This window comes from Pedobacter sp. AC190 (genome assembly GCF_979258025.1).
The window spans coordinates 516,972-538,249 of sequence record NZ_OZ409824.1 but is presented as its reverse complement, the minus strand read 5'-3'; the positions used below and the strand labels follow the sequence as shown (position 1 = coordinate 538,249).

Here is a 21,278-nt window from a genome sequence, read left to right as displayed (position 1 = left end):
TTAAAGTCATGTTAAAAACAAACTCAAAACGATTCGTTTTATCTGCTCTTGTTTTATTTGTTGCAGGTTTTTCTGCCTGTAAAAAAGGAGGTTCAGCAGAACCCGAAGTTCCATCTACAACAAATAATTTTAGTTTATTTGTTGATGCAGGAACGCCATCAGGCACTTATATTCTTCGTACATCATCATTAAGTGAAGGTTCTGTAACTACAACTGGAAATGGCGTTGAAACCAGTTTAACCGTAATTACTTCAAAAGATGGTTATTACTATGCAACTAACGATGCGGGCAACCTGGTTAAATTTTCATCTGATAATAAAAAGATTACAGTTGCAAAAGAGATTCCATTTACTCAAATTAGTTGGGCATACTGGTCTAGTTTTTACATCTGGAAAGATGCTAAAACGCTAATTTTCTTTAGTGTAAATTCTGGTCTTCAGTACGAATATGCTTCCCTTAATGTAGAAACAATGGCATTTACAGCGAGTGGTAATATCAATATACCAAAACCACCAGCGGGTTATTATTACTGGGGAAATAGTGCAACTTTTATCGATAATAAATTATACATAAGCTACACCAGAAACGCAGATGCTGATGATATTTCTGTTAACGAATCTTATTTAGCTTCGATCGATTATCCAGCGATGAACAACATTGTTGTAACAACTGATACCCGTTTTAATTTTCCTAGCCATTATACTTTACACATGCCTGGTGCATTTACAGATAACGGAACGGCATACTTCTTAAACTCGCCAACCATTTGGGCAACAAAAATGACGAACAAGCCATTTGGCGTTTATCGTGTAAAAAGTGGTTCGACACAAACCGACGCTACTTATTTCTACGAACTTACCGACAGAACTAAGGAAGAGGCCTTATGTCTTTATCATGTAGGTAACGGAAAAGCAATTGTTAAGATTATGGATAAAACCCAAATCGATGGTTCATCAGCATACGGTTCTAAATACATCACCGATTATTATTTAGTAGATGTAGCTAACCAAACCAAAACTAAAATCAATATCCCAAAAAGCATTAGCGGTGGTTATTCTGAAAATGTTTTGGTTGATAACGGCGTGGTTTACATTGCTGCAAAAACTGCCGATGGATTTTATGTTTATGTATATAATGTTGCAACAGGAACAGTTACTCGTGGCTTAAAATTAGAAGGTATTACAAGTCTTCGTCGTCTCGAAAAATTATAATAATCCTTGTTCGATAAAAAAATTAAAATAAAATTTATGCTTAAAAAACGCTTAAAACAACTTAATGCATGGCTTCATTTGTGGCTCGGACTAATATCTGGAATTGTTGTGGTTATTTTAAGTATAACGGGCTGTATTTTAGTTTTTGAGCATGAAATTAAAAGTTTAAATGCTCCCTGGCTAAAGGCTGAAAAGCCTGCTGGGGGCATTTTACTTCCACCATCCAAATTGCACAAAAGTGTATCGCAGGCATTACCAGGTAAAGAAATTCATTCGATTTGGTATCATGGCGAAAATAAAACCGTACAGTTTTCTGTTGATTCAGATTCGCTTATTTACGTAAATCCCTACACTGCAGAAGTTGTCGCTATGGTTCATCACGAAGATTTTTTCGAATTCATAGATGAAGGACACCGCCGTTTATGGTTATCCGATGCAATTGGTAAACAGGTTGTTGGCTGGTCTACTTTTATTTTTTTTCTGCTCCTTATTACGGGGATAGTTCTTTGGTGGCCAAAGAAATGGAATAAAGCAGGTAGAAATCAGAGCTTTAAAATTAAATGGAAAGCTCGTTTTAAACGGGTTAATTATGATTTGCATAATGTGCTTGGCTTTTATTCGCTTGTTGTTGCGCTAATTTTTGCAATAACAGGCTTGATTATGAGTTTTAGTTGGTTTAACAAAGGTGTTTACTGGCTAAGCGGAGGCAATGTAAATCAGAAATTTGAACAATCAGTTTCAGATACAACCGTGCATAAACAAGTTGCTTCAATACAGGCTATAGATAAAATCTGGAAAAAGGCGACCAGCGAATTGGCCGAATATAACAGAGACGAGGTCATAATTTCATTTCCCGAGCAGGCGTCTGATGCAATATATGTTTGCGTAGATATGATTAATGGGTCGTGGAGAGATATTTATTTAGATCAGCATACACTTCAGCCTTTGCCAGGCTCTCAAACTAAACTAAAGGATGCCGCCATTTCTACCTGGTTAAGGCGTTCTAATTACGGATTGCATGTTGGTGCATTTGCTGGATTAACCACGAAGATCATTTACTTTTTGGCAAGTTTAATTGCCGCCAGTTTACCAATAACAGGTTTTTACATCTGGTGGGGAAAGCAAAGGAAAGTAAAATCCAAATCAAAAACTTTTTCAATACAATAAATTTCAGGAGATGATGATTAATCTAAATATTTCATCGGCTAAAAAAGCCGATGCAGGAATTCTTTTGTCTATGTTTTTTACAATGATGCTTTTTCTGGGTACATCATTATCGGTAATGGCTCAAAATAATTCCTCAATAAAAGGCACAGCATTAACGGCCGATGGGCAGGCTTTGCCTTTTGCTTCTGTTGCGCTACATCAGGAAGATGGAACTCGTATAAAAGCTGTATTGAGCGATTCTTTAGGCGCTTTTTCTATTGCTTCTATACCCAAAGGGAAGTTCCATGTAAAAGTAAGCAGTATGGGTTTTATAACACACCAAAGCGAAATTGTTCAAATTACCGATGTTAACAGAATGATAGACTTAGGCGTAATTTTAATGAAAGAAGAATCCATGAGTTTAGGGTCGGTGAATATTCGCTCGCAGAAAAAAATTATAGAACAACATTTAGATAAAACGATTATTAATGTAGAAAATAGCATTCTTTCTGAAGGAAATACAGCACTCGAATTATTAGAACGGGCACCTGGCGTAAAAGTTGACGATCAGGGAAAGATTACCCTAAAAGGAAGGCCAGGGGTTTCTGTAATGATTAATGGAAAACTCACGTATCTAAGTCCCTCCGAGTTAAGCATCCTGTTAAAAGGTACAAATGCGGCATCAATATCAAAAATTGAAATTATCTCCAACCCATCTTCCAAATTCGATGCCGCAGGTAATGCTGGAATTATCAATATTTTGATGAAAAAGAATCAAATGCAGGGATTGAATGGTTCAGTATCGGTTAATGGCGGGGCAGGACGAAATGCCAGATATGGTTCAGGATTAAACCTAAATTACCGCAATAAAAATGTAAATGTTTTCGGAAGTTATAATTATGCGTATCGTGGTGAAACAGAATACCTCGATTTTACGCGAAGGTTTTATACAAACGGAACCGCAGTTGGCAATCCTGACCGTATTTCTAATCAACATACCAAAACGAACGAACCTTTAAACACAAATAATTTTAGAATGGGGCTTGATTTGGATTTAGATAGTACAAATAATTTAAGCTTTGTGGTGAACGGTAATATTGGCAAATACCTTCACGATAGTAAAACAACAAATCAACTGAATGGATTTAGTGGAAACTTGATTAGCGATATGTTAACCACAAATTACGACCAGCAGAATTGGAAAAATCTTACCTATACGGCAGGTTATCTTCACAAATTCGAGAAAAAGGAAAGAGAATTTTCTGCTGATGCTGATTACGCATCTAATAGTTTTACCTCAAACCTAAATTTAGATACTTACAATTATCCTGTAGGAACAAGTTTAGGGCAAAGAAATGTAAGGAGAGGTTATGTGCCAGCCAAAACCAATGTTTACATTTTTAAAACAGATTATAAAGACCAGTTTGGAACACAATTAGACTTCGAAAGTGGCTTAAAAAGTTCGTTTATTAATTCTGATAACAACTTGGTTTACGAAAATTTATCAGGAAACGATTGGATTTACGATGTTGCAGGAAGCAATCATTTTCGATATAAAGAACAAATCCATGCAGGTTATATCAGTTTAAACCAAAAATTCACTACGCTAACCATTCAGGCAGGTTTACGCGGAGAGTACACGCAAACTGTTGGAAATCAAATTACCTCAAATACAATTTTCAATCGGAATTACTTTCAATTATTTCCTAATGTTAGTATTACCAAACCCCTATCAGAAAATCACCAGCTACAACTTGCCTACAGTAAAAGAATAGAAAGACCCGATTACGGCGATTTAAATCCTTTTCGTGTATTTAGAGACCCATTGTTGTATTATGAGGGAAATCCAAATTTAAAACCTGAGCTGACGCAAAGTTTAATGGCTAATTATGTTTTTAAAGAAAAATACACCGTATCGCTAAACTATAGCAGAACTAAAGATGTGATTACCTGGATTACAGGGCAGAATGATGCTACAAATACAACTTTCGAAAGTCCACAGAACCTAAACCGATTGGTAAATTATGGCTTAAGTTTAACTGGGCAAACCACTTATTTCTCGTGGTGGAATGCGAGTAACTTTGCCAACGTTTTTAAAAATATTTATAACGGCGATTCTGGAGACGGAACTTTTGATAACAGCAGATGGAGTTACAGCTTTAATACACAAAACTCGTTTAAGGTAGGAAGTGGTTATTCTTTTGAACTCAACGCTTATTTTAACTCAAAATCTGCTTATGGCATATCAACTGAAAATTATTATTGGGCGGTATCTACAGCCATGCAGAAAAATGTATTGGCGATAAAGGAAGTTTAAAGGTATTGTTTAACGATGTTTTTCAGAGCAGTCAATATAAAACCGTAACCAGATATCAGAATATAGATATGAACAGCCATGTAAATGTAGATAGCAGAAGGTTAATTCTTTCCTTCTCGTACCGATTCGGAAATCAAAAATTACAAAAAGAACGGAAAACTGGTGGCGATGATATTCTAAAACGCGTTAAAGGCGGGCAGTAGCCAGTTAATTCTAAAATAAAAAACCAATTGTAGTTTAACTGCGTATATGAGTTAAATATCCTTTACTAAAACTATTTAATTATGTTAAACTATACAATTGCCGCACTATTGGGCGGACCAGAAATGATTATTGTAGCTATTGTTGTACTTCTATTATTCGGTGGTAAAAAAATCCCTGAATTGATGAAAGGTTTAGGCAAAGGCATTAAAGAATTTAAGGATGGCCAAAATCCTGAAGAAGCTAAAGTACCGACTAAAGAAGTATAACTTCTTAGAAGTAGAAATTTCAAAATTTTACTATTATATAAAAGCGAGTTGCATCAAAAAGCAACTCGCTTTTTTTGTATGCCATATTAAATTAATCTCTTTTACAGCGCCTTAAGCTCCCAATTGCTTAATATTCTCTTTAAACAGCCACCTGCCTTTTAACAATTTCATAATTCTAACTGACTAAATTCCTAACGAGGCTCAGGCATCTTTGTGGCAATTCACCACGAGATAAAATTAGGTTGTTTTTGTGGATGAATCCAAACAATCATAACTAATCATTCATGAAACAAAATTACAAACGGACTTACTTGTCTTTGATGAGCAAATGGCATTGTCTCGTTGCAATCCTGCTTTTCTTTTCCCTCAATGCTCATGCTCAAGGTAGTAAAACGATTACTGGTAAGGTAATCGACGAAACCAATCAAGCTTTGCCTGGTGTAACTGTGCGGGTAAAAGGCAGTGCAGTCGGAACTTCAACCAATACCGAAGGTACTTACACCATTCAGGCAAAAGCTTCAGACGTACTTACTTTTTCCATGCTTGGAAGTTTAACAAAAGAAATTTCTATAGATAACCAAAGTAAAATTAATGTAACGTTGATGCCTGATAATCAGACTTTAAAAGATGTTGTGGTTATTGGTTATGGAACTGCAAACAAGAAGGACTTAACTGGAGCAGTAACTTCCGTAAAAGCTGAAGAATTTAATCAAGGTGTTATGGTAAACCCAGCACAATTGCTTCAAGGTAAAGTTGCTGGTTTAAATGTGACTAAAAGTGGAGATCCAAATGCAAAACCTTCTACTATTTTGCGTGGTCCTTCTACCTTACGTGAAGGTGCAGCGCAAGAACCATTTTATGTTATAGATGGTGTTCCTGGTGCATCTATTGATTTACTTGCTCCTGCTGATATCGAAAATATTGACATTTTGAAAGATGCATCTTCTACAGCTATTTATGGTTCAAGAGCAGCAAATGGAGTAATCATTGTTACTACAAAACGTTCTAAAAACGGCCAGTCTCGCTTAAACTATAGCGGTTATGCAGCAGTAGAAAAAGTTTCGAGAAAATACGATATGCTTTCGGCGCCTGAGCTAAGACAATATCTTTCAGATAATAAGCAAACCTTAAATGCGGTAGATGATGATGGTTCGGATACGAACTGGCAATCCCTTTTAGAGCGGACTGGTTATTCTCAAAATCACAACCTTTCTTATGGTGGTGCGGGTCAAACTTCAGATTATGGTGCAAGTGTAAATTACCTGGATAATAAAGGAATTCTTAAAAATACATCACTAAAAAGAACAATTGTTCGTGCTTTTCTTAACGAGAAGTTCTTTAACGATAGGTTAAAATTAGGTTTAACGATTACCAACAGTAACTCAAAAAGTTCTGATGTGTACCAGTCGCAGGCACTTCCAAATATGCTTTTCTATTTGCCAACGGTAAATCCTTTTAATACTGATGGTAGCTATAAGGAAAATTACAACCGTACTGGCAGTGGTACCAGAAACCCGTTGTCTATTGTTGATAATAACGTAATTGATAACCTGAACAACAAAACCTTAATTAATGGTATGGCTCAGGTAAATATCATTGCTGGATTAAAATTTACAGCAAGCGTTTCCACTCAAAGAGACCAAAATAATTACAGCACCTATTTAAACAGTCAATCGGGATTAGCCCGGGGTGTTAACGGACAGGCACAAAAGATTGATGTTTTAAATAAAAGTCAGGTTTTAGAAGGCTATTTTAACTATGATAAAACTTTTGGAAAGCATAGCCTAAAATTACTTGGAGGTTATTCATGGCAAGAAGACCGAACGAATGATGGATTTGGGGTAACTACTCAAAATTTTTCAAACGACAATTTGGGGTATAACAATCTATTTCTTTCTAACCCAAGTTTGCTTTCGCAAATCGCTTTCAATAATGCACCCATATCTACTTTAAGATTGATTTCTTACTACGGTAGGGTTCAGTATAACTACAATGAAAAATATTTGTTCCAGGCATCGTTAAGAAATGATGGTTCTTCGGCATTCGGCAGAAATAACCGTTGGGGTTTATTTCCAGCAGTTTCTGCAGGCTGGAGAATTATTGGTGAAGATTTTATGCAATCAGTTCCTGTTTTCAGCGATTTAAAACTTCGTGCAGGATATGGAGTATCGGGTAACAGCTTAGGTTTCGATGCTTTCTCTTCTTTATTAATTTACGGAACACTTTCGGGTAGTAATAAATTTTTAAATAACGGTTCAATCAGTAATGCAATTGGACCTGTTAGAAATGAAAATCCTAATTTAAAATGGGAGAGTACAGCAACCACTAACATTGGTTTAGATTTTGGTTTGTTTAAAGATAGAATTACGGGTTCGATTGATTATTACGTAAAACAAACTTCTGATTTGATTTACGACCGTTATGAAGTTTCGACCACACAATTTTTCTTACCAACGATTACCGCGAACGTTGGTAAAATCAAAAACACAGGGGTTGAGTTCTCGTTAAATGCTACCGTTTTTAAAACAGATAGCTTTAGATGGACAACCTCGCCGAATGTTGCACACAACAAAAACGTTGTCGAAACTTTATCTGATGATTTTTACAAAATTTCGGCAATTCAAACTGCTCAGCTTGGTGGTAAAGGCCAGTCAGGTAATTTTAGTCAGCTTATCCAACCAGGTTATGCATTAGGTACTTTTAACCTTTGGAACTATGCCGGTAAAAATGCTGCAGGTGTGAGTACTTATGTAAATGCTGCGGGCCAAACCATTGCTACGCAACCTTTAACAACCGATGCTAAAATTGCAGGTAATGCTCAACCAAAATTAATTTACGGTTGGGGCAACAGTTTCAGCTATAAAAACTGGGATTTTAACTTTCTGGTAAGAGGCGTTTTAGGAAATAAAATTCTTAATGCCACAAAAGCTTCTCTAAACAATCCAGCAGATGCTAAGCTTCAAAACATCCCAAGATTTACATTGGGTGAGTCGTTTAATGATATTAATGCTTACCTGATATCAGATCGTTTTCTCGAAAGTGGTTCTTACTTACGTTTAGATAATGCTACACTTGGTTACACCATTAAGCCAAAAACGCCATCGATCAAAGCCATCAGATTGTATGTTACCGCAAATAACTTGTTTGTAATTACTAAATACAGCGGCTTAGATCCAGAAATTAATATCGGTGGTTTAACACCAGGGATTGATAACAACAATTATTATCCAAAAACAAGAACCTTCAGTTTTGGTGTTAGCGCATCATTTTAAAAAAATATAAAGATGAAAAAGTTTATAATCCTTTTTAATATCCTGGCTTGCCTGATGGTTCTTGAATCATGCAGTAAGTTAGATGTCGACGTAGAATCGCAGTACGTTAAAGATAATTTTCCTTTTACCAATTCAGATTATGCGGCACTATTTGGTACCATGTATTCTAATCTTTCTTCTCAGTACGGTGTTCCGTATTGGAGAATGCAAGAACTTTCTACCGATGCGGCAATTATTCCTGCACGTGATGGAAATTTTGATGACGGCGGTCAGTATCGTCAGCTTCACTACCACACCTGGACTATCGACCACCCAAATGTTAGAGATATCTGGCAATGGGGATTTGGTGGTATTAATAACTGTAACCGTCTAATCAACCTTACAAATGAATCATCAGTTTCTGCAACTGCAAAAAATAGCAGTTTAGCCGAAGTAAAGGCTATGCGGGCTTTATACTATTACTTTATGATGGATTTATACGGTAATGTGCCTATTATCGATACTTTTCCAGTGAGTTCACTTCCAGGTAACCAAACTCGCGATAAAGTATTTGAATTTATTGAAAAAGAGTTATTGGCAGCTATTCCAAACCTGCCTGTAAAAGATAATAACAACCGTGTATTACTTTACGGCCGCCCAACACAGGCAATGGCTTATGCTTTATTAGAGAAAATGTACCTGAATGCAGAAGTTTATACAGGAAAACCTAGATATGCTGATGCGGTAACCATGGCAGATAATATCTTGAAAAACACCAACTATGCATTAGATAATAAGTATTCGGATATTTTCGATGTAAATAATGGCCCTCAAATTAACGAAACCATTTTTGCCATTCCTTACGATCAGCAAATTCCAGGTAACCAGATTACAAGATTTGGTTTCTATCCTGCATTGGCGCCAGCTTATGGTATTAACGTAGGTTTCAGTATCGCGATGAGTACAACGCCAGAGTATTACAACCGCTTTAATCTGAACAACGATATCCGCAATAGCTTTTGGTTAATTGGTAAACAATATGCACCTGATGCCAATCGTAAACCTGATTTAACGAAGCCCGTACTTGTTGCAGGAACAACAACTCAAATAGAAATTACACCTGATTTAACATTAAAACCAGGCAAGCCAATGGATTTAGGTAACACGGTTGCCGATCAGGCCAAAGGTGTTCGTTCGGTAAAATATTGGCCAGATGTAAATGCCATTCAAGCAACTCGTTTAAATGGGAATGATATGCCTTTGTTGCGTTTAGCTGATGTAATGCTAATGAAAGCAGAAGCCATATTAAGAGGTGCAACAGCCACCACAGTTAATGGCGAATTGCAAACCCCTTTATTATTGTTGAATAAAATAAGAAGTCGTGCAGGTGCTGAACTGGCAAATACCGCAACCTTAACCAATTTATTAGATGAAAGAGCTCGTGAGTTTAGTTGGGAAGCCTGGAGAAGAAACGATTTAATCCGTTTCGGACAGTTTGAAACAGAATACCCCTTACCAAACGATGTACTTTTTATGAACAAGGATTTAACCAGAAGAATTTATCCTATTCCTGCAAACGAGCTAAAGCTTAATGCAAACTTGAAACAAAATCCAGGTTATTAATAATCAAAAACTGCAAATGAGAATCATCAGTTGTATAGGGCTATTGTTGGTGTTACCAGCAATAGCCTTAATTACGGTTAAAGAAGACCCAAACATTAATCAAATTCAGGTTATTGGTTCGCACAATAGTTATAAACAAGCTATCGAGCCAGCGCTATTTTCTGTATTCAAGAAAACAGATTCAGTTTCTGCAAGCAAGATCGATTACGAACATATTTCCTTGCCAAAGCAATTAGATCTGGGATTGAGAAACCTTGAAATCGATGTGTATGCGGATTCAGCAGGAGGAAAGTATGCACAACCGAAAGGTTTGGGTTGGGCTAAAGGACAATCAGCTTTTGATGCTGCTGGAATAATGAAAAAACCAGGGTTTAAGGTTTTGCATATTCCAGAACTTGATTTTAGGAGTTCGGTTCCGACTTTTGTAGAGGCTTTAAAGGCGCTTCGAAAATGGTCAAAAGCCCACCGCGATCATACTCCAGTTTTTATAACCCTTGAAGCTAAAGACGATTCGATAAAAAGGCCAGGCTTTACACAACCTGAGCTTTTTACAGCAAAAGTTTTTGATGAGCTGGATAAGGTGATTACCGAAAATCTAGGTAAAGAACATCTGATAGCTCCAGATGATGTAAAAGGTAAGTACAGGACGCTCGAAGAAGCTGTTCTTCATCAAAACTGGCCGAAATTAAGTAAGGCGAAAGGCAAATTTATTTTCGTGCTCGATGCTACAGGTAAAAAAAGAGCAACCTATATTCAAAATCATCCTTCATTAAAAGGCAGGGTAATGTTTGCCAATGCAGATCCTGGCACACCAGAAGCTGCGTTTATGATTCGCAATAATCCGAATGATAAAGAGATTCCAGAACTGGTAAAGAAAGGATACATCATTAGAACGAGAGCTGATAATGATACGCAGCAGGCACGAAAAAATGATAAAAGTGATTTCAATGCCGCTTGTAGCTCTGGTGCGCAGGTTATTACTACAGATTATTATCAAAAAAGTACGCATTTCAGTTCCGATTACTTTGTAAGCTTTGCTGATGGAGCGTATTTCAGGGTTAATCCTTTATTTAAAAAATAAGGGTAGAAAAATAGAATATATGAATAGAAGATCATTATTAAAAGGTGGCTTGTTAGCGGGTTTGGCTGCTCCTTTTACAGGTATAAAAGATGTAATTGCAAAACCTATTGGCGGCTCTAAAAAGGCGAAAAATATCATTATGCTGGTAAGCGATGGCATGAGTACTGGAACACTGAACATGGCCGATATTTATTCGAACAGAATTTTAGGCGTTGGCAGCAAGTGGTTAAACTTGTATCGTGATAACAAAGGCGTAAGAGCATTGATGGATACGGCTTCGGCGAACTCTATGGTAACCGATTCAGCAGCGGCAAGCTCGTCCTGGGGTGGCGGAATGCGCATTAACAATGGCTCCTTAAACGTTGGGCCAAAAGGTGAAAAGCCACAACCAATCCTACAAAAGTTTAAAGAAAAAGGTAAAAAAGTAGGTTGTGTTACCACCGTGCCAATCACACACGCAACGCCAGCTGGTTTTTGTGTAAACATTGATAATCGTGGTGGGCAGGATATTATTGCCGAAATTTATTTAGGGCTAAAGTTCGACGTAATGATGGGCGGCGGACATAAATATTTTGGAGATAAACGTCCAGGTGGAAACTTAATTCCAAAATATTTAACTCAAGGTTATAAAGTTGCTGAAAATAGAAACGAAATGCTGGCTTTAGATAATTCAAAGCCTGTATTGGGTTTGTTTGCTGAAGATGGGATGCCTTATGAAGTGGATCGCAAGCATGATGAAAGTCTGATGAAATCGACGCCTTCATTGGTAGAAATGACAGTGAAAGCCATCGACTTGATGAAAGACCACAAAAATGGTTTCGTACTACAAGTAGAAGGTGGTAAGGTAGATTGGGCGGCACATTCGAATGATGTAAGCGGTTTAATCTTCGATCAGCTGGCTTTCGATGAAGCGGTTGGGAAAGCCCTTGAATTTGCTGAAAGAGACGGAGAAACGTTAGTGATTATTACCACCGATCATGGTAACTCAAACCCAGGTTTGTTTAATGCGAATGATAACAACAGAAAATTCGATGGTTTGAAGAATTTCAAACGTAGCAATACCTGGTTGCTAGCGCAGCTTAACCAATCTTTTAGCGAGCAAAGAATAATAGACCTTATTAAGGAGAATCAGGGTTTTAACATGAAATCCGAAGACGTAAAGTTCTTGATGAATCATTTTAAAGATATTACGCCAGATCAACTTTATAACGAGTCGAATCTTCCATTTTATGAATACGGAAAGATTTTAGGGAAATATACGGATGTGCAATGGGCTGGAATGAACCACTCAGGCGATTATGTAGAACTTACCATGTTCGGCCCTGGTTCTGAAAACCTTAAGCCTTTCGTTAAAAATTATGAACTGCATAACTTCATGCTAAAAGCTGCAGAAATGCCCGAATCATTCCTGGTAAAATCATAAATCAAATTTTAAAATAACAAACAAATAATCATGCGCTTGCATCAGCAGGCGCTTTTTAGTAATGGAGGAATTTAAAATGCTTTTTAAAAATAAAACAACAATTCTAAGCAGGTGTAAACTGTTTATTTCCAGTTTTAAACCAGTAATTTTTGTGGCTTTGGTTTTAGCTACGAGTGCAGTTAAAAGTCAGGAAAATCTAAACAAACCAGTTTCACCAGCATCAGTTGGAATGTGGTTAAAGGGAGATTTGCACGTACATTCTAGGCACAGTACCGAATCTTCAAATAATTCCATTTCCAAGATCATTAGCTTTTCTAAATCGGTTAAAATGGATTATGTGTGCATTACTGACCACGATAATCATGTACATGGCGATGTAGAACACCATACCTGGGCAGATCCTGAGTTTAAATCAGATTCATTGCTTTTACTATACGGCGCCGAATGGACAACAACCAGAGGGCACGGCAATGTTTTTTCGGATAAACCTTATAATCACCAAAAACTATTCGATGTTCGCGATCAACGGGATGTAAATATTGGTAAAGTTAAAAAATCATTAGGCATTCATTTGTCGGCAAACCATCCTAGCGGAAAAGATAATTTTGGTTTTTCTTACGACTTAGTCCAATCGATCGAAGTATGGAATTCGGCCGTTTGGCCTAAAAATGCAAATGCGATCATGATTTGGGATGATATGCTTTCTTCGGGCAGAATGATGACTGGAAGGGGTGGGAGTGATGCTCACCACGGAGTGCCTAGTAGCTCCGAAAAGCCAAGTTCAAATACTTGTCAGGCAGAATATAATTATGTTGGAACACCTACTACCTGGGTTTTTGCAAAGGAAAGAAGCTTGAAGGCCGTTGTTGATGCGCTAACGCAAGGAAAGGTTTCGGTAAGTTCCAATCCTTTTGCACCAAGAGTTGAATTTTATGCCGATGCCAATGGCGACGGGAAATTTGAAATGATGATGGGCGATAACATCAAGTCGAATGGCAAGCCAGTAAAATTTAGAGTTCAGTTAAATGGAAATCCGCTGCCAGATGCCGATTATACAATAACTGTGATTAAAAACGGTGGAAAATTTAATACTTACAATCTTAAAGGTTCAACACCTATGGTTGAATTTGAAGATACGCCGAATGTGCAAGGGCGAACTTATTATAGGGTTACAGTTGAAGGGACTAATACACCATATCCGCAAGTTCCCAAATCTATGGCCTTAAGCGAGAAAATGGTTGCCTTGTCGAACCCGATTTATTTTAACTTCGATCCTGATTTTTAAATTCAGGTTTTAATTCAAATCGGGCACATAATTATTTGCCCGATTTGGATTAGCATTAAATATTATTCACTTCGAAACCCTTGTAGCTCAGCATTTCTGCGTTATGAGAAACAATAAGTTTCAATTCTAACCTCTCAATAATTGATTTCGCTTCCAATATATTGCTGTGCAGGTTGTTTATTCCCCTCACTTCAATTCCTTTAGCCATTACCTTAAATTTATTGGGTTCAAATTTGTTAATGAAGGTTTGCAGATCTGAACTTACATTCAATAAAGTGTTTTCCATTTTGATTTTTTATTATGTGCAAAACAATGGAAATCGTTTTAAGTAATTGCGTACTTGATGTTATGATATTAACAATTGTTGAAACGCAATTTTAATTTATCCTACATCGAACTTGCAGAGCATAAATCCAATAAAAAGTAAAAGGTATAATACCTGGCAAATAGAATATTTTGCATTGCTTTATAATTTTATTTATAGACCTTATCATGCGCCAGCAGTAATCTTCAGCACTGAAGATGAAATTATAAATTCTGATTATCAGAAAGATAAGTTGTACTTAACTAAAACAAGGCGCCTTCTTAAAGGCATTTCATAAATTGACAACTGGTTAGAATTGGAGCTAATTTGACTATATAATTTTTGGTTGAGTATGTTTACGCATTGCACCTCAAAAAAACTTTTCCAATTTTTGGGAGAGTACTTAATATTTAAATCCAAAAATTGATTTTGAATGTATTGCTGCGGAGGTTTGCTATAGTTGTTGTAATTATAAGTGACTGTATAAGAGATTTCCCCTCGCTGGCGCACGCGTGTCGCGTGTGAATGAGTAATAAAATAAGAAGCCAAAAGAAACAATGAGCCGTAAATACAAATTCCACAACAAAGAAGGCCTATACTTTGTAAGTTTTGCAACAGTATATTGGGTAGATGTATTTGTTAGGCCATTATATAGCGATATTTTGGTTGAGAGCTTAATTTATTGTCAGGCAAATTTAGGTTTGGAATTGTATTGTTGGTGTATTATGCCAAGTCATGTACACTTAATTTTTAGGGCAAAGGATAATAATCCTGATGTTTTGCTTGGCAGATTTAAAGAGCATACATCAAAGCAGATTGTAAAAGCGATAAAAGAAAATAGCCAAGAAAGCGGGAAAGAATGGATGCTTTGGATGTTTGAAAGAGCAGGCTCAAAAAGTAGTAATGTAAAAGCTAACCAGTTTTGGCAGCATAACAATAAACCTATTGAATTATGGAGTGCTGAGGTTATTGAGCAAAAAGCAGATTACCTACATAATAATCCAGTTGTTTCTGGGATCAAGCAAAAAAGTTGGGGAGTTGAGAAGTTTATTTAATTTTGTTCAACATTATTATTTTGGACAGCTCAATATTATCTTTTATACTACCAGAAGGGTTAACTGAATACTTCGAACTTGATAAGTTCGAACTTTCTGAAGGCTCTTACCATATTTATCTTTTAGAGAAAAACATTCATCCCGAAGAGTATTCAGGAGAGAAGTTGATTTCTAAAGGCTTTTTCGATGAAATCACCGTTCGTGATTTTCCTTTGCGTGGAAAACCTTGTTTTTTGAAGGTGAAGCGGCGCAAGTGGCAAAATCTCAATACAAAAAAGATTGTTTTCAGGGATTGGAACCTGGTTGCCGATGGCACCAAGATGACTACCGAGTTTGCATTTTTTTTTGAAAAGCTATTTGGATTCAAGCCCAATAAGCTGTAAAACGCTAGGTCATTTCTTTGGTGTTGACGGCAAACGTCTTGAGGAACAATATGCTAGCCATCTGAGTGGATTTACCGTTTGGGATCAGCTGCAGCATGCTGAGGACTGGCTTATATTTCCTGAAAATATGGGTGAATATCTTTCCATAGATGAAACCAGCCTGTCGCAGGGAGAGTTGTATACCGTTTTGACCAATAAGGCTGCAAAAGGTAAAAAAGGTGCCCTTGTTGCAATTATTAAAGGAACCGAAAGCGAATCGGTGATCAAAGTCCTATCTCAGATCAAGGTAGGCTTGCGCAGAAAAGTGAAAGAAGTTACTCTTGATCTTGCTCCAACTATGTCTCGTATCGTTAAACGGTGCTTTCCTCAGTCCAAACTGGTCTCTGACCGGTTCCATGTTCAGCAACTGGCTACCGAAGGCGTCCAGGAAATAAGGATAAGACATAGATGGGAGGCGATAGAACAGGAAAATAAGGAAATGGAGCTGGCCAAGACTGTAAAAAAACGATGGGTGCCGGAATTACTTGAAAATGGTGATACAGTAAAACAATTGCTCGCAAGAAGTAGATACTTACTGTTCAAGCGAGAGGTCAACTGGACACCTTCACAATCACATCGGGCAGAACTTTTATTTGGCTTGTATCCTGATCTTGAACAGGCCTATAAACTGAGTCAGGGTTTGTCCACTATACTCAGTACATCCAAGGACAGGATAATTGCTTTTAAAAAGCTGGCCATCTGGTATAATCAAGTAGAATCCGCTGGATTCAAATCGTTTAACACAATTTCAAGAACAATCCAGAACAACTACGAAACGATACTAAACTACTTCGATAACAGATCAACCAATGCCTCCGCAGAATCCTTTAATGCAAAGATAAAGGCTTTTAGAGCACAGTTTCGAGGGGTTAGAAACGTAAAATTCTTTCTATTCAGATTATCTAAAATTTATGCATAGAATTGCTCCCCAACTTTTTTGCTTGATCCTGTTTCTGGCTTTGTAAATGAAGGTTGGCATTGGAAATATAGTAGTGCAATAGATTACAGCGGAGGCAAAGGAATAATTGAGATCGCTTATTTATAAAGGTTTTTTGGAATTGCACACGCGACACGCGTGCGCCAGCGAGAAAATGCGCTGCGCTTAACATTTTGAATAGGGTGGATGAAAAAGAGTGTAAAACAAAAAAGCCATCATTTCTGATGGCTTTAGTTTCGATTTTTTTTTTGAAGTACTCGGGGCGGGAATCGAACCCGCACGCCTTTGAAAGCACAGGATTTTAAGTCCTGCGTGTCTACCAGTTCCACCACCCGAGCAGGCGATTAACCTTTTAAAATAAATGCCTCCTGGTAAGAAGGCATTTAGAGCGAAAGACGAGATTCGAACTCGCGACCCCGACCTTGGCAAGGTCGTGCTCTACCAACTGAGCTACTTTCGCATAAACAAAACCGATATGCTGTTTCGTTTTGGTGATGCAAATATAGGCAGATTTATATTTCTGTCAAGATATTTTTTATTAAAAATTTAATATTTAGTTTAAATTGCTGGCTTTCAGCGCAAGTAAAATTAAATCAGTTTCAAATCCTCTGGTCTGAAGGTAGCTTATCAGCTTCATTTTTCTTTTTAAAGGATTATTTTCAGCTAAACTACATGCTTTTTTTAGCGCTAAATTTTCTAAGGTTTGCATATAATCATCGTCGTCGATACTATATAATGCCTTGTTCATCATTTTATCGGGTACACCTTTGAGCTTTAATCCCTGCTTAATTTTTATACGGCCCCATTTTTTGATGTTGAACTTACCCGATGTATACGAATTGGCGAAACGTTCTTCATTAAGGAAATTGCTCATAATGAGTTCGGATAAAATCTCTTCTAGTTCATCTCCACGAATTCCCCATTCTACCAGTTTATAACGAACTTCCTTTTGCGATCGCTCCTGGTAAACGCAAAAACTTTCAGCTTTTCCTAAAGCTTGCTTTTTATCTAATATTCTTGCTTCGTCTTTACCGCTTTTCATAATTAATTACTGAAATTCGTAAAAATATAAACGATTACCATATTTTTCTGAAACAAAACGAATGCAGAAACCGATATATACCATTTCAAAAATTGCCGAAATATTAAATGCTGATGCTAAATTCGTTGATGAACAAAACGTTATAGAATATCTGGTGATTGATAGTCGTTCGGTTTTAGTTCCAGAAAATTCTTTGTTTTTTGCCTTGTCTTCGCATCGCGATGGGCATGAGTTTATACAAGACGCTTACGATAAAGAGATTCGGAATTTTGTAATCACCGATGGAAAATATATAAATCAGCACCCGAATTGTAATTTTCTTTTGGTTACCGATGTTTTAAAGGCCTTACAAAAATTAGCACTTTATCACCGAAATCAGTTTACTTTAAAAACAATTGGAATAACGGGTAGTAATGGAAAAACTATTGTAAAAGAATGGCTTTATCAGCTTTTAGCAGCCGATTTTAATATTATTCGCAGTCCGAAAAGTTATAACTCCCAAATTGGTGTACCGCTTTCGGTATGGCAAATCGATGTCGATCACAATTTGGCTATTTTCGAAGCTGGTATTTCTGCGGCTAACGAGATGGAAAGTATTGAAGAAATTATCAAACCCGAAATTGGAATTTTAACAAATATTGGCGAAGCACATGCAGAAGGGTTTAGCTCGAAAAGAGAAAAAATTACAGAGAAACTTAAGTTATTTGCTGGTGCCGATTTGTTTATCTATTCGCCTGAATACGTTGCTGAGGTTAATTTTAAAGATTTACCAGGCAAAAAGAAGTTTAGCTGGAGCAGTAAACAAGGCGCTGATTTAAGAATTATTGCTGTAGAACCAATTGAAGGAAATTGTTATTTGCGGGCAATCTATCAGGATAGAGAGATCGAATGTATGTTGCCTTTTAAAGATAAAGCATCAATCGAAAATGGGATGATTTGTTGGGCAACCTTACTAGCTTTGGATTATACGCCCGAGCAAGCCGATTTGCGCCTGGAGAAATTGAGTCATGTAAGTATGCGTTTAGAGTTGAAAAACGGTATTAACCAGTGCTCTATCATCGATGATTCTTACAGTGCAGATATTTCTTCACTTGCCATAGCGCTCGATTTTTTGAATCAACAAAATCAGCATCCAAAGAAAACAGTAATCCTTTCGGAGTTATTTGAAACAGGAAAAGATGATTTGGATCTATACAGTGAAATTGCCGAATTGCTTACACAAAAGAAAGTAAGCCGCTTAATCGGAATTGGAGCAAATATTGCGAAATATGCAGATCTATTTAAATTTGAAACGCAGTTTTTTGAGGATACAAATGCTTTTATTGATGCTTTCCCAGGCTTGCCTTTTAGTCACGAAACTATTTTAGTAAAGGGGGCAAGGCGTTTCGAATTTGGGCGGATCAGTAAATTATTGACCCAAAAAATACACGATACAGTTTTAGAAATAGACCTGAATGCAATGGTTGGTAACCTTCAGTTTTATCGTTCTAAAATTAAGCCTGGAGTAAAGATTATGGCCATGGTTAAGGCTTTCTCTTATGGTAGCGGAAGCTTTGAAATCGCAAACCTCTTGCAGTTTCATAAGGTAGATTACCTGGCAGTTGCTTACGCTGATGAAGGTATTGCCTTGCGTAAGGCTGGGATTACTTTACCAATTATGGTTATGAGTCCTGAAGAGTCGGCCTTCGAAGCCATTATAAAGCATAATTTAGAGCCAGAAATTTATAGTATCGAAATTCTGAATAGTTTTTTAAATGCCCTTTCTGATTACGATTTTAATTATCCTATTCACATTAAAATCGATAGCGGAATGCATCGTTTAGGTTTTGATCAGCCTGAGATTGAAGATTTGTCTGTTTTATTAAAAGATAACCAACGACTTAAAGTTCAGAGCATTTTCTCGCATTTGGTGGCCAGTGGCGAAGCCGAACACGACGGCTTTACGCAACAACAAATCGAAAAATTCAAACTTATTTCGAGCGAATTGGTAAAAGTTTTAGGCTACAAACCTTTACTTCATATTGCGAATACTTCTGGAATTAGTCGCTGGGCCGATGGACAACTGGATATGGTTCGTTTAGGTATTGGCTTATATGGGTTTGATGCAGCTTTACAAAATAACCGAGGCTTACAAACCGTAATGGTGCTTAAAACAACGGTTACACAGGTGAAAATTTTAGATGCAGGAGAAACTGTTGGTTATAGTAGGAGAGGTGTAATGCCAATGGGCGGTAAAATTGCCACGGTAAAAATCGGTTACGCAGATGGTTACAACCGTGCTTTCGGAAATGGCGTAGGCAAAATGCTGATTAATGGAAAACTTGTGCCTACAATTGGTTCTATTTGTATGGACATGACCATGCTCGATATCACAGGCATAGATGTAAAAGCTGGTGATGAAGCAATTGTTTTTGATAAGGAACATACGATAATGCAACTCGCAGAAGAGATTAACACAATACCTTACGAGATTTTAACTAATATTTCTCAACGCGTAAAACGGGTATATTTCTATGAATAAATTGATTCTCTATTTCATTTGTTTATTAGTCTGGATGTAGATTTAAATGTGCGAGCAGATAAACTCACTACTTAATGAACCATTGACCATTCACCACTAATGAACATTTCCAACCAATGATCCAATGACTAGTGAACTATTGAACATTTTTAAATAAGTTTGCAGCATGAATAAAGTCGGGAAAGCTATTTTAAACTATTTGATTAAAGGTTTACTAATTGTTGTGCCCATTGCTGTGAGTATTTTCATTGTAATTTGGGCTGTTACAACAGTAGATAGCTGGTTAAACGTCAATAATATTCTGGGTGTAAATCCGCGAACAGGAGAAAGCAGAAACATACCTGGTTTGGGCTTACTAACGGTTTTAACCATCATTTTATTGGCGGGTATTTTTGTAACCAATTTAGTTACCGAACCGATGTATAATTGGTTTCAACGGATGATGCAGCGTTTGCCTTTGCTAAATTTTATCTATTCATCTATAAAAGATTTAACGGAAGCTTTTGTTGGCGATGAGAAGAAATTTAATCATCCCGTTTTAGTTGAGGTTGAAGGCGGTTTGAAAAAGATTGGTTTTTTAACCCAGAACGATTTACACAAACTCGAATTACCCGAAGATGTTGCAGTTTACTTTCCATTATCTTATTCTTTCGCAGGACAGCTTTGTATCGTAAAACGAGATAAGGTTAAAGATTTAAATATGAGTGCTGCGGATGCAATGAAATTGGTGGTGAGTGGTGGTGTTAGCGGACTTTAAATAATCAACATGATTCAGATTTACCACAATAACAGATGTACTAAAAGCCGCCAGGCTTTACAAGAGTTAGAAAAAAGCGGACAAGCTTTTCAGGTGATTTACTATTTGGAAACTCCACCAGCTAAGGCACAGCTTGAAGAATTAATAAAGAAACTGAATATTAAACCTTTCGAACTGATTCGAAAAGGCGAGAAAATTTATACTGAAAACTATAAAGGCAAAACTTTAAGTGATGCGGAATGGATTGATGCAATGGTAGAAAATCCAATTCTTATTGAAAGACCTATAGTAGTTTCAGAAAATAAAGCCATTATCGCCAGACCAACCGAGCGAATTAAAGAGATTTTGGAGTAGCTTAAAACAATTTTGTAACGATGGGAGTGGCGCTCCCGATTGTTCATCCAGAACATGGGAGACAACGTATTAAAACGAC

General features: G+C 36.9%; 18 protein-coding genes and 2 tRNA genes. 16 read left to right on the top strand and 4 right to left on the bottom strand.

Features of this window, described 5'->3' with window-relative positions; all coding sequences use genetic code 11:
- Positions 1 to 8: 8 nt before the first annotated feature.
- From ACZZZI_RS02415 to ACZZZI_RS02370, 10 genes are all read left to right on the top strand, one after another.
- Positions 9 to 1,211: a DUF4374 domain-containing protein gene (locus ACZZZI_RS02415; RefSeq protein WP_463488491.1), complete on the top strand. Its 1,203-nt coding sequence runs from the start codon at positions 9 to 11 to the stop codon at positions 1,209 to 1,211.
- Between the two features lie 36 nt (positions 1,212 to 1,247).
- A complete protein-coding gene (locus ACZZZI_RS02410) occupies positions 1,248 to 2,378 on the top strand; it encodes a PepSY-associated TM helix domain-containing protein (RefSeq protein ID WP_316759005.1) in 1,131 nt (376 codons plus the stop codon).
- A 10-nt stretch (positions 2,379 to 2,388) separates the two neighbouring features.
- Positions 2,389 to 4,674, top strand: coding sequence for a TonB-dependent receptor domain-containing protein (locus ACZZZI_RS02405; protein WP_463488490.1), 2,286 nt, complete (start codon positions 2,389 to 2,391; stop codon positions 4,672 to 4,674).
- Entirely contained in the window at positions 4,620 to 4,877 is a 258-nt protein-coding gene (locus tag ACZZZI_RS02400; protein ID WP_463488489.1) for a hypothetical protein, read from the top strand. The genes ACZZZI_RS02405 and ACZZZI_RS02400 overlap by 55 nt, the downstream gene beginning before the upstream one ends.
- Positions 4,878 to 4,958: 81 nt before the next feature.
- Positions 4,959 to 5,144 carry a Sec-independent protein translocase subunit TatA/TatB gene (locus tag ACZZZI_RS02395; protein ID WP_344764570.1) on the top strand — a complete coding sequence of 62 codons (186 nt, stop codon included), beginning with the start codon at positions 4,959 to 4,961 and terminating at the stop codon, positions 5,142 to 5,144.
- A gap of 284 nt (positions 5,145 to 5,428) precedes the next feature.
- On the top strand, positions 5,429 to 8,416 hold the full coding sequence (locus tag ACZZZI_RS02390) for a SusC/RagA family TonB-linked outer membrane protein (RefSeq protein WP_316758996.1): 2,988 nt from the start codon (positions 5,429 to 5,431) through the stop codon (positions 8,414 to 8,416).
- Between the two features lie 12 nt (positions 8,417 to 8,428).
- Positions 8,429 to 10,018, top strand: coding sequence for a RagB/SusD family nutrient uptake outer membrane protein (locus ACZZZI_RS02385; RefSeq protein ID WP_316758993.1), 1,590 nt, complete (start codon positions 8,429 to 8,431; stop codon positions 10,016 to 10,018).
- A gap of 16 nt (positions 10,019 to 10,034) precedes the next feature.
- On the top strand, positions 10,035 to 11,099 hold the full coding sequence (locus ACZZZI_RS02380) for a phosphatidylinositol-specific phospholipase C1-like protein (protein ID WP_463488488.1): 1,065 nt from the start codon (positions 10,035 to 10,037) through the stop codon (positions 11,097 to 11,099).
- Between the two features lie 19 nt (positions 11,100 to 11,118).
- Positions 11,119 to 12,522 (top strand): alkaline phosphatase, encoded by a 1,404-nt coding sequence (locus ACZZZI_RS02375; RefSeq protein ID WP_463488487.1) that lies wholly within the window; start codon positions 11,119 to 11,121, stop codon positions 12,520 to 12,522.
- Between the two features lie 61 nt (positions 12,523 to 12,583).
- Complete coding sequence (locus ACZZZI_RS02370) at positions 12,584 to 13,807, top strand: CehA/McbA family metallohydrolase (protein ID WP_463488486.1); 1,224 nt, start codon at positions 12,584 to 12,586, stop codon at positions 13,805 to 13,807.
- A 55-nt stretch (positions 13,808 to 13,862) separates the two neighbouring features.
- Here the strand turns inward: ACZZZI_RS02370 and ACZZZI_RS02365 are convergent, their stop codons facing one another.
- A complete protein-coding gene (locus ACZZZI_RS02365; protein ID WP_316758984.1) occupies positions 13,863 to 14,093 on the bottom strand; it encodes a hypothetical protein in 231 nt (76 codons plus the stop codon).
- A gap of 575 nt (positions 14,094 to 14,668) precedes the next feature.
- Here ACZZZI_RS02365 and ACZZZI_RS02360 point away from each other — a divergent pair.
- From ACZZZI_RS02360 to ACZZZI_RS02350, 3 genes are read left to right on the top strand one after another with little or no spacing between them, the layout of a single operon-like run.
- Entirely contained in the window at positions 14,669 to 15,166 is a 498-nt protein-coding gene (locus ACZZZI_RS02360) for a transposase (protein ID WP_463488485.1), read from the top strand.
- Between the two features lie 20 nt (positions 15,167 to 15,186).
- Positions 15,187 to 15,549, top strand: a complete 363-nt coding sequence (locus tag ACZZZI_RS02355; RefSeq protein ID WP_463488484.1) for an ISAon1 family transposase N-terminal region protein — start codon at positions 15,187 to 15,189, stop codon at positions 15,547 to 15,549.
- Positions 15,524 to 16,507: an ISAon1 family transposase gene (locus tag ACZZZI_RS02350; RefSeq protein WP_463488483.1), complete on the top strand. Its 984-nt coding sequence runs from the start codon at positions 15,524 to 15,526 to the stop codon at positions 16,505 to 16,507. The genes ACZZZI_RS02355 and ACZZZI_RS02350 overlap by 26 nt, the downstream gene beginning before the upstream one ends.
- 272 nt (positions 16,508 to 16,779) lie before the next feature.
- Here ACZZZI_RS02350 and ACZZZI_RS02345 read toward each other — a convergent pair.
- The 3 genes from ACZZZI_RS02345 to ACZZZI_RS02335 form a co-directional block, all read right to left on the bottom strand.
- A tRNA-Leu gene (locus ACZZZI_RS02345) sits at positions 16,780 to 16,863 on the bottom strand.
- A gap of 49 nt (positions 16,864 to 16,912) precedes the next feature.
- A tRNA-Gly gene (locus tag ACZZZI_RS02340) sits at positions 16,913 to 16,985 on the bottom strand.
- 93 nt (positions 16,986 to 17,078) lie between these two features.
- The gene (locus tag ACZZZI_RS02335) at positions 17,079 to 17,567 is read right to left on the bottom strand and encodes a regulatory protein RecX (protein WP_316758980.1); all 489 of its coding nucleotides are present in this window, start codon (positions 17,565 to 17,567) and stop codon (positions 17,079 to 17,081) included.
- A gap of 61 nt (positions 17,568 to 17,628) precedes the next feature.
- Between ACZZZI_RS02335 and ACZZZI_RS02330 the strand changes: the two genes are divergently transcribed.
- The 3 genes from ACZZZI_RS02330 to arsC all read left to right on the top strand — a co-directional run bounded on the left by ACZZZI_RS02330 (position 17,629) and on the right by arsC (position 21,199).
- Complete coding sequence (locus ACZZZI_RS02330) at positions 17,629 to 20,088, top strand: bifunctional UDP-N-acetylmuramoyl-tripeptide:D-alanyl-D-alanine ligase/alanine racemase (protein WP_463488482.1); 2,460 nt, start codon at positions 17,629 to 17,631, stop codon at positions 20,086 to 20,088.
- A gap of 166 nt (positions 20,089 to 20,254) precedes the next feature.
- Positions 20,255 to 20,845, top strand: coding sequence for a DUF502 domain-containing protein (locus ACZZZI_RS02325; RefSeq protein WP_316758977.1), 591 nt, complete (start codon positions 20,255 to 20,257; stop codon positions 20,843 to 20,845).
- 9 nt (positions 20,846 to 20,854) lie between these two features.
- Positions 20,855 to 21,199, top strand: a complete 345-nt coding sequence (arsC, locus tag ACZZZI_RS02320) for an arsenate reductase (glutaredoxin) (protein WP_316758975.1) — start codon at positions 20,855 to 20,857, stop codon at positions 21,197 to 21,199.
- The last annotated feature ends 79 nt before the right edge of the window (positions 21,200 to 21,278 follow it).

What these genes read in the sequence shown, in the direction of transcription:
- ACZZZI_RS02370 (WP_463488486.1), top strand. Translation starts at nt 12,584, where the DNA reads ATGGAGGAATTTAAAATGCTTTTTAAAAATAAAACAACAATTCTAAGC.
- ACZZZI_RS02385 (WP_316758993.1), top strand. Translation starts at nt 8,429, where the DNA reads ATGAAAAAGTTTATAATCCTTTTTAATATCCTGGCTTGCCTGATGGTT.
- ACZZZI_RS02405 (WP_463488490.1), top strand. Translation starts at nt 2,389, where the DNA reads ATGATGATTAATCTAAATATTTCATCGGCTAAAAAAGCCGATGCAGGA.
- ACZZZI_RS02380 (WP_463488488.1), top strand. Translation starts at nt 10,035, where the DNA reads ATGAGAATCATCAGTTGTATAGGGCTATTGTTGGTGTTACCAGCAATA.
- ACZZZI_RS02365 (WP_316758984.1), bottom strand. Translation starts at nt 14,093, where the DNA reads ATGGAAAACACTTTATTGAATGTAAGTTCAGATCTGCAAACCTTCATT.
- ACZZZI_RS02375 (WP_463488487.1), top strand. Translation starts at nt 11,119, where the DNA reads ATGAATAGAAGATCATTATTAAAAGGTGGCTTGTTAGCGGGTTTGGCT.
- ACZZZI_RS02410 (WP_316759005.1), top strand. Translation starts at nt 1,248, where the DNA reads ATGCTTAAAAAACGCTTAAAACAACTTAATGCATGGCTTCATTTGTGG.
- ACZZZI_RS02415 (WP_463488491.1), top strand. Translation starts at nt 9, where the DNA reads ATGTTAAAAACAAACTCAAAACGATTCGTTTTATCTGCTCTTGTTTTA.
- ACZZZI_RS02335 (WP_316758980.1), bottom strand. Translation starts at nt 17,567, where the DNA reads ATGAAAAGCGGTAAAGACGAAGCAAGAATATTAGATAAAAAGCAAGCT.
- ACZZZI_RS02360 (WP_463488485.1), top strand. Translation starts at nt 14,669, where the DNA reads ATGAGCCGTAAATACAAATTCCACAACAAAGAAGGCCTATACTTTGTA.
- ACZZZI_RS02330 (WP_463488482.1), top strand. Translation starts at nt 17,629, where the DNA reads ATGCAGAAACCGATATATACCATTTCAAAAATTGCCGAAATATTAAAT.
- ACZZZI_RS02325 (WP_316758977.1), top strand. Translation starts at nt 20,255, where the DNA reads ATGAATAAAGTCGGGAAAGCTATTTTAAACTATTTGATTAAAGGTTTA.
- ACZZZI_RS02390 (WP_316758996.1), top strand. Translation starts at nt 5,429, where the DNA reads ATGAAACAAAATTACAAACGGACTTACTTGTCTTTGATGAGCAAATGG.
- arsC (WP_316758975.1), top strand. Translation starts at nt 20,855, where the DNA reads ATGATTCAGATTTACCACAATAACAGATGTACTAAAAGCCGCCAGGCT.
- ACZZZI_RS02395 (WP_344764570.1), top strand. Translation starts at nt 4,959, where the DNA reads ATGTTAAACTATACAATTGCCGCACTATTGGGCGGACCAGAAATGATT.